This is a genomic window from Rheinheimera tangshanensis (assembly GCF_014645135.1).
In the GTDB taxonomy this organism is placed as follows: domain Bacteria; phylum Pseudomonadota; class Gammaproteobacteria; order Enterobacterales; family Alteromonadaceae; genus Pararheinheimera; species Pararheinheimera tangshanensis.
Map to the genome: position 1 here is coordinate 48,884 of NZ_BMLH01000012.1, position 12,193 is coordinate 61,076.

The 12,193-nt window shown below is 46.8% G+C and carries 13 protein-coding genes; 10 read left to right on the forward strand and 3 right to left on the reverse strand.

Annotation, left to right across the window (positions count from 1 at the left end):
* Positions 1-30 precede the first annotated feature (30 nt).
* The 5 genes from IEW88_RS17375 (at position 31) to IEW88_RS17395 (ending at position 3,278) form a co-directional block, all read left to right on the forward strand.
* The gene (locus IEW88_RS17375) at positions 31-711 is read left to right on the forward strand and encodes a Fe2+-dependent dioxygenase (RefSeq protein ID WP_147905378.1); all 681 of its coding nucleotides are present in this window, start codon (positions 31-33) and stop codon (positions 709-711) included.
* On the forward strand, positions 708-1,382 hold the full coding sequence (locus IEW88_RS17380) for an energy transducer TonB (protein ID WP_221411460.1): 675 nt from the start codon (positions 708-710) through the stop codon (positions 1,380-1,382). Before IEW88_RS17375 ends, IEW88_RS17380 begins: the two co-directional genes overlap by 4 nt.
* 10 nt (positions 1,383-1,392) lie before the next feature.
* Positions 1,393-2,121 carry a MotA/TolQ/ExbB proton channel family protein gene (locus IEW88_RS17385; RefSeq protein ID WP_147905377.1) on the forward strand — a complete coding sequence of 243 codons (729 nt, stop codon included), beginning with the start codon at positions 1,393-1,395 and terminating at the stop codon, positions 2,119-2,121.
* Positions 2,122-2,535 carry an ExbD/TolR family protein gene (locus tag IEW88_RS17390; RefSeq protein WP_147905376.1) on the forward strand — a complete coding sequence of 138 codons (414 nt, stop codon included), beginning with the start codon at positions 2,122-2,124 and terminating at the stop codon, positions 2,533-2,535.
* Positions 2,536-2,786: 251 nt separating this feature from the next.
* Positions 2,787-3,278, forward strand: a complete 492-nt coding sequence (locus tag IEW88_RS17395; RefSeq protein ID WP_147905375.1) for a glutathione peroxidase — start codon at positions 2,787-2,789, stop codon at positions 3,276-3,278.
* Positions 3,279-3,527: 249 nt separating this feature from the next.
* On the opposite strand, the gene IEW88_RS17400 is transcribed toward IEW88_RS17395, so the two are convergent.
* Positions 3,528-4,502 (reverse strand): glycosyltransferase family 2 protein, encoded by a 975-nt coding sequence (locus IEW88_RS17400; protein ID WP_147905374.1) that lies wholly within the window; start codon positions 4,500-4,502, stop codon positions 3,528-3,530.
* A 234-nt stretch (positions 4,503-4,736) separates the two neighbouring features.
* Between IEW88_RS17400 and IEW88_RS17405 the strand changes: the two genes are divergently transcribed.
* Entirely contained in the window at positions 4,737-5,615 is an 879-nt protein-coding gene (locus tag IEW88_RS17405) for a DMT family transporter (protein WP_147905373.1), read from the forward strand.
* Between the two features lie 75 nt (positions 5,616-5,690).
* The gene (locus IEW88_RS17410) at positions 5,691-6,908 is read left to right on the forward strand and encodes a glycerophosphodiester phosphodiesterase family protein (RefSeq protein ID WP_147905372.1); all 1,218 of its coding nucleotides are present in this window, start codon (positions 5,691-5,693) and stop codon (positions 6,906-6,908) included.
* Between the two features lie 66 nt (positions 6,909-6,974).
* Here the strand turns inward: IEW88_RS17410 and IEW88_RS17415 are convergent, their stop codons facing one another.
* Together IEW88_RS17415 and IEW88_RS17420 are read right to left on the reverse strand one after the other, a co-directional pair.
* On the reverse strand, positions 6,975-8,087 hold the full coding sequence (locus tag IEW88_RS17415; RefSeq protein WP_147905371.1) for an MBL fold metallo-hydrolase: 1,113 nt from the start codon (positions 8,085-8,087) through the stop codon (positions 6,975-6,977).
* 174 nt (positions 8,088-8,261) lie between these two features.
* Positions 8,262-9,161: a LysR family transcriptional regulator gene (locus tag IEW88_RS17420; protein ID WP_229670596.1), complete on the reverse strand. Its 900-nt coding sequence runs from the start codon at positions 9,159-9,161 to the stop codon at positions 8,262-8,264.
* A 118-nt stretch (positions 9,162-9,279) separates the two neighbouring features.
* On the opposite strand from IEW88_RS17420, the gene IEW88_RS17425 reads away from it, so the two are divergent.
* From IEW88_RS17425 to IEW88_RS17435, 3 genes are all read left to right on the forward strand, one after another.
* A complete protein-coding gene (locus IEW88_RS17425) occupies positions 9,280-10,503 on the forward strand; it encodes an MFS transporter (RefSeq protein WP_221411459.1) in 1,224 nt (407 codons plus the stop codon).
* 127 nt (positions 10,504-10,630) lie between these two features.
* Positions 10,631-11,008 (forward strand): cyclophilin-like fold protein, encoded by a 378-nt coding sequence (locus tag IEW88_RS17430; protein ID WP_147905369.1) that lies wholly within the window; start codon positions 10,631-10,633, stop codon positions 11,006-11,008.
* 18 nt (positions 11,009-11,026) lie between these two features.
* A complete protein-coding gene (locus IEW88_RS17435) occupies positions 11,027-12,166 on the forward strand; it encodes an alpha/beta hydrolase (protein ID WP_147905368.1) in 1,140 nt (379 codons plus the stop codon).
* The last annotated feature ends 27 nt before the right edge of the window (positions 12,167-12,193 follow it).

Here is a 12,193-nt window from a genome sequence, read left to right on the forward strand (position 1 = left end):
ACTATTGTGAGGCTCTTTGCAGGATTTTTTATGCTAATCCATATTCCACAAGTATTAACCAAAGACCAGGTGGTACAATTCAGGCAGTTGCTTGATGCAGCAGACTGGACTGACGGTCGTGCTACTGTTGGGCCACAAGGTGCTTTGGTTAAACAAAACAAACAGTTGGCTGTTGAATCACCACTGGCGAAACAACTGGGCGCCGTGATTTTACAAGCCCTTTATCAGCATCCGCTTTTTATGGCTGCAGCTATTCCGCTTCGCACCGTGCCACCACTATTTAACAGCTATCAGGGCGGCGAACATTATGGCTTGCATGTAGATGGCGCTATCCGCGGTTTGCCTGGTTCTGGTTTAAGTTTAAGAACAGATCTGTCTTCGACCTTGTTTTTGTCCGAGCCTGATGACTATCAGGGCGGCGAGTTGCAAATCATGGATACCTTTGGGTTGCATGAAATTAAGCTGCCGGCAGGAGATTTAATTTTATATCCGTCCAGCAGTTTGCATCAGGTATTGCCTGTCACGAGTGGCGAGCGGGTATGCAGCTTTTTCTGGACCCAAAGTATGGTGCGTAACGATCAACAGCGTTCTATGTTATTTGAACTGGATCAAACCATACAACAGTTGCGCTCACAGCATGGCGACACCGCAGAAGTGCTGGCGCTGACCGGGCATTACCATAACTTAGTGCGTTTATGGGCTGAGCTGTGAAACGATCTGCCTCGTTGTTTTTGCTGGTGCTGATGGTGCACTTAAGTCTGATTGCGGCTGTGGTCAGCCAAACCAGTGAACCTCAAGCCAAAGCGGTCGAAAAGGCTATAGAAGGGGTTATTATTCCTGCTCCTGTAGCGCCACAGCCAGAAAAGCCTAAGCCAAAACCGGTTCAGCCTGAACCTGTGAAAAAACCAAAGCCCAAACCGCTGAAGCGACAAAAAGCGCAAGCGAAAAAAGCAGTGGCTAAACCAAAACCAGCTCCGGTATTACCAGCTCCAGTTGCAGAAGCTTCACCTAGAGCTGTCAGTGCACCAGAACCTGTGGCGCAAGGGGCAAATAACAAAGCTGTAGCCAAAGCAGCAGAGCCTGAACCTCAAGCAACACCGCCTGTGGCCTCAGCCTATAAAGCCCTGAACAAGGCGCCACTTTATCCGACCTTATCGCGCCGTCTGAAAGAGCAGGGCACAGTCTATTTACAGGTGTTGGTGCTTAAAAATGGCAAAGTAGGGCAGTTAAAACTAAAACAAAGTTCGGGTTTTGCCCGACTGGATCAATCGGCATTAAATGCGGTGCGCGGCTGGACTTATCAGCCTGCGCAGAAGCTGGGGCAACCAGTCGACTACTGGTTTGTGCAGCCTGTGGTTTTTAATTTAAATTCAATTCATTAGCGAGTAAATCATGCAAGAGAATCCCTATGGTATTGCCGCACTCTGGGCACAAGGTGACTTTGTTATCAAAGCTGTGGCCGTGATGCTGCTGTTGATGTCTGTCGCCAGTTGGTCTGTGATTGTGATCCGGGCTATTAGTTTATGGCGCTTAAAACGGATCAGCAGAGCCAGCAATGATTTCTGGCATGCCCACAGTTTTACCGAAGGTTTGCGGATTTTAAGTTCGGCCGATTCAGCAACAGGCCCGATGAACCCGTTTCGCTATATGGCTGATGAAGGTCAGGCGGCTTTGGATCACCATCAAAGCCATCAGCAGGATTTACATGGTAATTTGCCTTTAGCCGAATGGCTTACCTCTTGTTTACGCGGCGCTATTGATGAAAGTGCTGAGCAGATGCAAAAGGGTTTAGCTATTTTGGCCTCTGTCGGCTCTACAGCGCCTTTTGTCGGTTTATTTGGCACCGTCTGGGGTATTTATCATGCACTGGTGGGGATAGGTGTTTCGGGGCAAGCCAGTATCGACAAAGTTGCAGGCCCTGTTGGTGAGGCTCTGATCATGACGGCCTTTGGCCTGGCTGTGGCTATTCCTGCTGTACTTGGTTACAACGCTTTGCAGCGTGGCAACAAAGATGTGTTGAATAAAATGCATCGGTTTGCCCATCAACTACATGCCTATTTTCTGACCGGTGCAGCGCCAAAAAGCAGCAAAGTGGTAGTGCCATTAAAGGAGGCAAAATAAATGGCTTTTGGTGGTGGTTTAGATTCAGACAATGAAGTGATGAGCGAAATTAATATGACACCACTGGTGGATGTGATGCTGGTGCTGCTGATTATTTTTATTATCACAGTGCCGGTATTAACCCATAGCGTAAAAGTCGATTTACCCCGGGTCAGCAACGAAAAGCAGGAAATCAAACCTCAAACTGTCACTTTAACAGTCAAAGCTGACGGCGCTGTATTTTGGGACGACACGCCTGTTGATGCAGCTGCGCTTGAGCTAAAACTTGCTGAACAGGCGCAAAAACAGCCACAACCTGAAGTACATATACGGGGAGATAAAGCCGCTCCTTATGAACATGTCCTGAAAACTATGGCCGCTGTGCAGCAATCGGGTTTGCTGAAATTAGGCTTTATCAGCGAACCTGCGGCTTGAACTTTGCTGTTCGGTTTTTTGCATAAAGTACATCGATAAAATTAAATTGCATGCAATTTAATTGTTAGGCATTATGTTTGCACTTTGGAATTATACCCCCAGTAATTGTAATTGCAGCGAGACGACAAGAGTGAGCGGCCTCAGGAGCATAGTTTAGCTATGTGAATGGGGCGAGAGCTCGCGGTCAACAAAGCGGCAGCTTCAAGTACGACGGGTATATCACTGAAACCAGAACAGCAGAGGAGCAAATAATGTCGAACCCAATTTTTGATTTAGCAGTGACCAATATCAAAGGCCAGCAGGTAGAGTTAAAAGACTATCAGGGTAAAGTGCTGCTGATTGTCAATACGGCCAGTAAATGTGGTTTTACGCCGCAGTACAAAGGCTTAGAAGAGTTGTATCAAAAGTACAAAGATCAGGGCCTGGAAATTTTAGGTTTCCCTTGCAACCAGTTTGGTAAACAAGAGCAAGGCAATGAAAGTGAAATCAGCGAGTTTTGTGAACTGAACTACGGTGTGTCTTTTCCAATGTTCGCCAAAATTGAAGTCAACGGCCCTGAGGCCTCGCCTTTATTTAAAAACCTGAAACAACAAAAACCAGGTTTATTAGGCTCAGAGTCGATCAAATGGAACTTCACGAAATTTCTGATCGGCCGCGACGGCAAAGCGATTTTACGCGCAGCACCACTAACCAAACCAGAAGATTTAGAAGCAGAAATTCAACAGGCGCTAGCAGCAAAATAAGTGCAGAGATAAATGGTAGGGGCGACCTTTATGGTCGTCCTTTTTTATGCCAATCTGCTTTTTGCAGAAGTGTAAAAAAGCGCCTGAACACAGGCGCAAAATACACAAGGCTGGGATCGGTTGCGAAAAGACCTGCTTTTGGACAACCTGTTCATCCTACTGTGAGAACGAAGCTCAGTGTGCGCCAGTTCTGCTGGCCTCGCCTTGATTTAAAACAATAAAAAGCCAAGCTTTGTTTTTTAGCTGTCTTTATTTTTTCCTTTCATCTTTAGCCCTGCTGCGGTTAAAAAAGTAGGACGTAAAAGCTAACTGTATTTTCTTTCGCACTGAAAATTGCGGTAGCCACCAACTTTTTCGCACAACAGATTTGCATTGCTGCGCCAACCTGACCGGAAAACTTTGCAGGCTTTTATTATCCAGCTGCAATTTATAAAGCAAGTAGGCCAGATTCAATAATAAGATATGCCGCCACTTTGGCTGCAAAGCCGGATATGCCTGCTTTTGCTCTAACGCTGTGAAGAAATTATGCAGTTGCTGCTGATGCTCAGCTTTGACATTAAAAGAGGCACTGGCCTGATGTTCACGATACCCATAAAGGGGTAAACGCAGATGGTACAAGCGCTGCGCTGCCAGATATAAATCGGGTAATGCCATTACATCTTCGCAAAAGGCGACCCCCACAGGAAACTGAAAATCCATGGCTATTTTTTTACGATAAATTCTCAACCACGAAAACCATTGATTTATTTTAAAGACATTCGTCACTGCTTTGTCTTTTGCTAACCAACCAGAATTCTTATGCAGGTAACGGGCTTTACTCTGTGCTATGGCGGCCTCATTTATAAATCTTTTATAACCGAGTTCAATCAGGTCAGGCTGATGCTGTTGGATGACCTGTAATACGGCCTCGACATAACCTGGCAGCAGCACATCGTCCGCATCAACAAAACCAATATAGTCACCAGTTGCATGCTTGATACCGTTGTTTCTTGCCGCACTGACCCCTGAGTTGTGCTGACAAAGCAGTAAGTAGCATTCCGGCATTGCAGAGCTGGCCATATGCTGTCTGGCGATCTCCAGACTGCCATCGGATGCACCATCACAGATCAGCACAATTTGTACCTGCTCTGTTAGCTGAGCTTCAATAGAGCCCAGTAATTGAGAAAAATAGTCTGCTGCATGATAAAAAGGCACAACAAGTGACAATAAGACACTGGATTGCATAAAAGGAAGACCCGCTAGCGCTATGTAAAAATGACCTTCATTTTATCAGGATCGATACGCAACTCAGCAGCAGTTTTACATGTAGTGACAAAAAGCCTGAAGATCTGGAATCATTGAGTTTCTGTTTGAACTCTAATAAAACGCTGATTTTCGAGGTTTTCGGCTTGCTTTCATTGAGGAATTTCTAAAGACTGACGCCAGTTCATTCTGTTGTTCAGGTTGTTATAGGACCTTATGAAAAGTCTGGCGCACTCTGCTTCTGATCATCCCACGAAAGGGATCCTTTTTATGTTGCTGGCTGTTGGTATGTTTTGCGCTATGGACGCTTGCATGAAGCAACTGACAAAGCACTATGGCCCCATGCAAATTACCAGTTTGAGGGCTTTATTTGCCTGGCCATTAATAGTGTGCTGGTTAATAACTACCAACAGAGTGCAGCATTTACTCAATTCACGCTGGTCTTTGCATCTGCTAAGAGCTGTGCTTGGTATAGTGATGTTGTCCGCTTTTGTCTATGCCATTCAAACCCTGTCGCTCTCCGATGCTTACGCTATCTTTTTTGCCGCGCCGCTTCTTATCACTGCTATGTCAGTGTGGTTTTTAGGTGAACATGTGCAGCTGCGGCAATGGGTGGCTATAGGTATTGGCATGCTGGCTGTGGTCTTTATGCTCAAACCTGAAGGCGATCAATTACTGAGTTTAGGCGCGCTGGCTGCTTTGGTGTCGGCACTTTGTTATGCCATTTCGGCTATTACGGTGCGGGTGTTATCCCGCACCGACAATAGTGGCAATATGGTGTTTTGGCTGATGACCATGATAGGGGTGGGGGCCGGAGCTTTGGCTTATCCGGACTGGGTGGCTTTATCATCCGAACATCTGTGGTTATTTGCACTGATGGGCTTAAGTGGTGCCATAGGTCAGGTATTTATTACCGAAGCTTTTCGTTTAGCGCCTGCTTCTGTGATTGCGCCTTTTGAATACACAGCGCTGGTTTGGGGTTTAGGTTTTGATATCTTGTTGTGGCAGTTGTACCCGGATTTATCTTTGTTGATAGGCGCTGGGGTGATTATGGCCAGTGGCCTTTATCTTTGGGCACAGGAGCGGCGTTGGTAAAACAAATGAACCCGTTGTCATGTTAGTGTCATTGCGGCATCTTAGGATAAGACTTTTGCAAAAGGTATAAATAATATGCTGATCCAAAAAGGGTTTTCTCTGCTGCTTCTGAGCCTTCTTGCTCTGAATTTTTTGCCTTTCGCTGCTGTAGCAGCTGATGCCTGTCTGAATCCACCGTTAGTCATAGCGCATCGCGGTGCCAGTGGTCACTTACCTGAGCATACGCTGGAAGCTTATCAGCTTGCGATGCGAATGGGTGCCGACTTTATCGAACCGGATTTAGTGCCAACCAAAGATGGTCAGCTTATCAGCCGCCACGAAAATGATTTAACCAACACTACTAATGTGGCTGTACTAGCACAGTTTGCCGATCGCAGAACTACCAAGCGTATTGATGGCATTCCCGTCACCGGCTGGTTTAGTGAGGATTTTACGCTTGCTGAAATTAAGCAACTCAAAGCCCGCGAACCTTTGCCTGCACTGCGTCCGCAAGGGGCTGAACATAACGATCAATACTCTATTGCGACTCTGTCTGAAATTGTCGGCTTGGTTAAACAGTTTGAAGCCGATACAGGTCGTAAAGTAGGGCTTTATATTGAAACTAAACACCCGACTTATTTTCGTTATGAAGGTAAAACATCTGACAGCAAAGCCATAGCGCTTGATACCAGCAAAAAGCTGATCCAGCAATTAAAGCAACTGCAGTTTACCGACCCAAATCGGGTGTTTATTCAGTCCTTTGAAGTGCAAAATCTGCTGGAGTTAAAGCAACAGTGGATGCCGGCTCTGAAGCTGAAATTTCCACTGATCCAGCTGATAGGCGATACAGAAAAAGCCTATTTACCGCCCAAAGACAGCTTCTCTGTGCCTTATGATGTGTTTTATCACCAGCAACAAGGGACTGATTTAAAAGCTATCTATCCACAAGAGACTAACTTTTTATCGGCCGCAGCTAAGCCTTTGGATTACTCCGCATTACTGAATGAGAAAGGACTTAGCTTTGTGCACAGCTACGCCGCAGGTATAGGGCCATGGCGTAGCAGTATTTATCAAAAACACAGTCTGGCCTTAAAGCCATTTGTCAAAGCTGCACAGCAGCAGGGCTTAAAAGTGCACCCTTATACCTTCAGGGCTGAAGCTAATTATTTAATGGCCAAAGACGCCAAAACTACCTTTAGCTTTGATGAAGAAATGCAGGCCTTGTTTAAACAGGGCATAGACGGCGTATTTTCCGATTACCCTGATTTAGCCTTAAAAAACCGCACTTTGTTTCAGCAAGGCTGCGGGATTTAATATGTGTAGTGAGTCAATTTTAACTCACTCATCTTCTAATACCCTTCTAAATTAGGCTGCTCCCTTTTAGAGAGCAGCTTTCCACCAGGGCTTAAATGCTTGTTCCCTGCCATCTAAATAAATGGCTTGTCCGATCAGCGGAGTCCACAGCTGGTAATCATAGTTTTGACTCGCCTTCGACAAACGCTCGAATGGCTCAAACCAGTCATGAGGTGCCAAAGTGAAACGCCCGACATGAGCTGGCGTCATAGCTCGAGTGTTGAGGTCATCGGCAGCTTGTGCCGCTTGTTCCGGAGTCATATGCAAGTGTGCCCAACGCGGATCATACTGACCACTATCCAAGGTCACCCAATCAAAGGCGCCATATTTACTACGGATTTCCGAAAAGTGTGGTCCATAGCCAGAATCACCACTAAAAAACAGCCGACGTTGCTGGCTTTCTATGACAAAGCCAAGCCATAACGATTGATTGCGGATGAAAGTGCGGCCTGAATAATGCCGGGCAGGAGTGGCATGTATCTTCAGATCTGCACTGATCTCTAGTTCACCGTACCAGTCCAGTTCCTGAATAAGACTTGGATCGTAGCCCCACAGCTCAAAATGCGATCCCACGCCTAAACCTGTAACCACCTGTTTAACCAAAGGTTTTAGCGCCAGAATGCTATGGTAGTCCAGATGATCATAGTGGTCATGCGTAATGAGTAACAGGTCTAGCGCCGGTATATCTGCTGCAGAATACAAACTAGTACCGTCAAAGGCTTTAATCATACCTGGCACTGGCGCTGCGTAGTCGCTGAACACTGGGTCAATCAGCATGCGTTTCCCACCTAGTTGCAGATACCAGGACGAGTGACCTAACCAAATCACCAGATCATCCTTGGGATTGAGGCTAAACAGATCGGTTTTTTCTGTGGGGATCAGATGTTCAGGCCGGGTTATTTTCTTGTCTGCAAGCCAGTTTTCTATACGGATAGATAACTGGGTCGCACCGTTCGTCAAAAAAGGCGTCTCAAGCTGATTCTTAAAGGCGCCTTGAGCATAGTTTGGAGACGACTGGATCCTGTCCAGTTTTGCTGCATCAGGCAAGCTGCCGAATAAGGCATGCTGAAAATAGGCATAAGTGAAGACCGCTAGCAGAGCCAGCAGACAGGCAAATCCAATAAGTAGTTTTTTTATCATGTATCAACTCTGATTGTTTACGGCAGCTTTTCACATTGGGTCCACAGCATCAAAGTGCTGAGGTTTTACTGCAGTGTTATAAGAATACATAGTCCATTGTACGGGGGAACCCGCCAGTCGATTAGCCGAATAAAACTCTATGCGGTGATGAGTTATTTTCAATAATCATGCTTTTTACAAAGCAGTAACCTGTTTATTCTCTCTGTATCTGATGGCATCTACAAAAGCCATAAAAGCAGGTGATGCTTGACGACGATTTGGGTAATACAGATGGTACCCCTGAAAATACGGACTCCAGTCGGTTAGGATCATTTTTAATCGGCCATCTGCCAGATAAGGTGCAACCAGAGGTTCTGGTACATATGCTAGTCCAATACCATCCAGAGCAGCATTCAGCACATGCATAATGCTGTTAAACACCAGAGGGCCTTCCGCCTTGACGGTAAAAGAGCGTTGGTCCTTTTCAAATTCCCATGCATAAATAGGCCCAGCCACTCGATGTCGAATATTAATACAGGCATGTTCTGTAAGTTCATCTGGTGTTGACGGTGTTGAGTGATTTGCAAAGTAGTCAGGAGATCCCACCACCACCAAGCGCCAGTCAGGCCCGATACGCAAGGCAATCATATCTTTACTAATGGATTCTCCAAGCCTGATCCCTGCATCAAAGCGTTCTTCAACCAGATTGGTAAAGCCATAATCTACATAGAGTTCAAGTTGGATTTCCGGGTAATCACGCAAAAAATTAGCCAGCATAGGGCGCAAATGCAGTTGGATTTGATCATCGGTGCAGGTCAATCGAATCGTGCCTTTGGGTTTATCTCTGAGTTCACCCAGAGCGTCCAGCTCAGCATTGATCTGCTCAAACAATGGAGTGATGGACTCTGATAACCGCACACCCGCTTCGGTCAACGACACATTTCGTGTTGTGCGGGTAAGTAAACGCACTCCCAAACGTTCTTCCAGCGCACGGATGGTGTGACTCAAAGCCGAAGGCGTAACCCGCAGTATGGCTGCGGCTTTGGTAAAGCTTTGCTGCTGTGCTACCGCCAGAAAGGCCTGTAAATCGTTCATCTTATTTTGTGCCATTGCTGAATTTTTCTCACAACTACATAAAGATTATGTCTACTAATCAAAATATCAAAGCTCTGTCAAGATAAAGCTATGTTTTGGTCTTTGCAGATGTGATGAGATGAATAGCCATACTCATAGTTCCGGTGTTGCTGATACGGCGAATAGCTGGGGTAGCGTATTTGCTATGTCAGTGTGTGCCTTTGCGTTGGTTGCATCCGAGTTTTTGCCAGTGAGTTTGCTAACTCCTTTAGCTGAAGATTTACGCGTAACTGAAGGGTTGGCTGGTCAGGGGATCGCCATCTCCGGCTTTTTTGCTGTGCTGACCAGTCTGTTTATTTCTCCACTTTGTGGGAAGCTTGACCGTAAAACTTTGCTGCTGGGGCTGACCGCTGCCATGGGCTTGTCAGGCGCTGTTGTTGCCTGTGCGCCTGATTATCAAGTCTATATGCTCGGCCGCGCGCTGATTGGCGTTGTGGTCGGCGGCTTTTGGTCTATGTCTGCCGCTACCGCTATTCGATTAGTACCTTCTCATCAGGTGCCACGCGCCCTTGCTATCGTTAATGGTGGTAACGCTTTGGCTACGGTAGTAGCGGCACCACTTGGAGCCTGGCTTGGAGCCACACTAGGTTGGCGATTTGCATTTTTTTGTCTGGTGCCTGTAGCGCTGATGGCGCTTGGCTGGTTATGGCATGCTTTGCCTTCGATGCCTGCAACAGTGCAAAAAAGCCAGAAAAGTCAGGTGTTTAAAGTATTTGGTTTACTAAAACGCCCCGCTGTTCTGCCTGGGCTTTGTGCCAGCAGTCTGATGTTTATGGGACAGTTTGCACTATTCACTTATCTGCGGCCTTTTCTTGAGACTGTGACTGCAGTGCAAGGAACCACCATCTCGTTTTATTTGCTGATCACAGGGGCTGCGGGCTTTATCGGCACTGTGTTGATAGGCCAGATCCTGCAATGGCGTTTTTACCAAACGCTGATTGTTATTCCTCTTGTGATGACTCTGACGGCATTGCTGCTGATCCTGCTTGGCGATCGGAGTCACGCAGTTCTGGTTTTGCTTGGGTTATGGGGCCTGACTGCAACTGCAGCGCCTGTGGGTTGGTGGGCCTGGATAGCTCAGGTTTTTCCGGATGACGCTGAAGCTGGCGGCGGCCTCTTTGTCGCTATGGTGCAGTTATCTATTGCTCTGGGTTCGACAGTCGGCGGTCTGCTGTTTGATCACAGCGGCTACCAAAGTACCTTTTTACTTAGCGCTGCCCTGCTGCTGATTTCCGCAGGCCTGACAGTCATTGCAGCCCGCACTGCAGCCATAACAACGCCGGAGCCAGGTTCAGATGACTAAAACATCCGATCACATCTTCAGTATCTGGGCTTTTGCCGCCCTGCTTACTCTGGTTGCCTGCGCTTTTGTGCCAACTACCCAAGCTGATGTCAGGTCGAAGGAGGCCGCCGTGTCCAAGATACAAAAGATGTCCAAGATACAAAAGGTGTACAACATACAAATTGAACTGGATGGCGCAGTGATCTCTGCCACTTTGGATGATAACCCTACAGTACGGGATTTTATTGCCCGCTTGCCGCTGATCGTAGCGCTTAAAGATTACGCATCGACCGAAAAAATCGGTTATTTGCCTGACAAATTGACCACGCAAAACGCCCCACCAGGCAGCACTCCTGTTGTTGGCGATATCAGCTATTACGCGCCTTGGGGCAATCTGGCGATTTACTATAAAAATTTTGCTTATTCCGCAGAGCTTGTAAGGCTTGGGCGGATCAGCTGCGGTATAGAACACCTGAACTTCAGCGGCGAAAAACACGCCACTATTAGCCTTATTCATTTTAATTAAGCCATGAGGATAGAAACCATGAACAACGATCAATCTCAGATGAAACAAGCCGGACAACCGGACACAGGCCGGCGCAATTTGTTAAAAATGACAGGCGTAGGTATTGCTGCCGCTTGTGTAGCGCCACTTTTTACAACTTCAGCAGCTGCAGCAGCTCCAGTCTCTGCTGCTCAGACAGGACTGAAACTTGGTACAGAGTGGGACAAAACCTTCGCCAAAAGTGACAAAGTGGAGCATAAAAAAGTCAGCTTTAAAAACCGTTATGGCATCACTTTAGCTGCTGATTTATATCAACCCAACAATCCAGGGATCATAAATAATGGCGGTAAGCTGGCGGCTATTGTGGTTGGTGGTCCTTTTGGTGCTATTAAAGAGCAATCCTCTGGTTTATATGCGCAGACCATGGCAGAGCGTGGTTTTATCACCTTAGCCTTCGACCCATCCTTTACCGGCGAAAGTGGCGGTGAACCGCGCCATGTCGCCTCACCTGATATTAATACCGAAGATTTTAGCGCAGCAGTGGATTTTCTTGGCTTATTACCCAATGTCGATCGTGAGCGTATTGGCATGCTTGGTATTTGTGGTTGGGGTGGTATGGCACTAAATGCAGCTGCAATCGACAAGAGAGTGAAAGCTGTAGTAGCCAGCACTATGTACGATATGACGAGAGTGATGTCTAAAGGTTATAACGACAGTGTGACCAAAGAACAGCGAACTGCAGCGCTGGAACAACTAGGCCAGCAACGCTGGAAAGATGCGGAGAAAGGTGAGCCGGCGCTGGGTCCTGTTTACAATGAACTCAAAGGCGGGGAACCACAATTTTTAGTAGATTATGCAGGGTATTATAAATCCCGCGATCGCGGCTTTCACCCACGAGCTATTAACTCGAACAGCTCCTGGACTATTACCAATCCGTTGTCCTTTATGAATATGCCGCTGCTGTCATACATTGATGAAATTTCACCACGCCCACTATTGTTGATCCATGGTGAAAAGGCGCATTCACGCTACTTTAGTGAAACCGCTTATGCGGCGGCAGCTGAGCCAAAAGAGCTGATGATTATCAAAGGTGCTAACCATGTCGATCTGTATGACCAGATGGATGTGATCCCCTTTGATAAAATGACCAGTTTTTTCCGCCAACATCTGGTGGCTTGACCCTTGGCTTTAGTGCGTCAGAGTGAG

What these genes read in the sequence shown, in the direction of transcription:
- IEW88_RS17375 (WP_147905378.1), top strand. Translation starts at nt 31, where the DNA reads ATGCTAATCCATATTCCACAAGTATTAACCAAAGACCAGGTGGTACAA.
- IEW88_RS17385 (WP_147905377.1), top strand. Translation starts at nt 1,393, where the DNA reads ATGCAAGAGAATCCCTATGGTATTGCCGCACTCTGGGCACAAGGTGAC.
- IEW88_RS17390 (WP_147905376.1), top strand. Translation starts at nt 2,122, where the DNA reads ATGGCTTTTGGTGGTGGTTTAGATTCAGACAATGAAGTGATGAGCGAA.
- IEW88_RS17395 (WP_147905375.1), top strand. Translation starts at nt 2,787, where the DNA reads ATGTCGAACCCAATTTTTGATTTAGCAGTGACCAATATCAAAGGCCAG.
- IEW88_RS17400 (WP_147905374.1), bottom strand. Translation starts at nt 4,502, where the DNA reads ATGCAATCCAGTGTCTTATTGTCACTTGTTGTGCCTTTTTATCATGCA.
- IEW88_RS17405 (WP_147905373.1), top strand. Translation starts at nt 4,737, where the DNA reads ATGAAAAGTCTGGCGCACTCTGCTTCTGATCATCCCACGAAAGGGATC.
- IEW88_RS17410 (WP_147905372.1), top strand. Translation starts at nt 5,691, where the DNA reads ATGCTGATCCAAAAAGGGTTTTCTCTGCTGCTTCTGAGCCTTCTTGCT.
- IEW88_RS17415 (WP_147905371.1), bottom strand. Translation starts at nt 8,087, where the DNA reads ATGATAAAAAAACTACTTATTGGATTTGCCTGTCTGCTGGCTCTGCTA.
- IEW88_RS17420 (WP_229670596.1), bottom strand. Translation starts at nt 9,161, where the DNA reads ATGAACGATTTACAGGCCTTTCTGGCGGTAGCACAGCAGCAAAGCTTT.
- IEW88_RS17425 (WP_221411459.1), top strand. Translation starts at nt 9,280, where the DNA reads ATGAATAGCCATACTCATAGTTCCGGTGTTGCTGATACGGCGAATAGC.
- IEW88_RS17430 (WP_147905369.1), top strand. Translation starts at nt 10,631, where the DNA reads ATGTCCAAGATACAAAAGGTGTACAACATACAAATTGAACTGGATGGC.
- IEW88_RS17435 (WP_147905368.1), top strand. Translation starts at nt 11,027, where the DNA reads ATGAACAACGATCAATCTCAGATGAAACAAGCCGGACAACCGGACACA.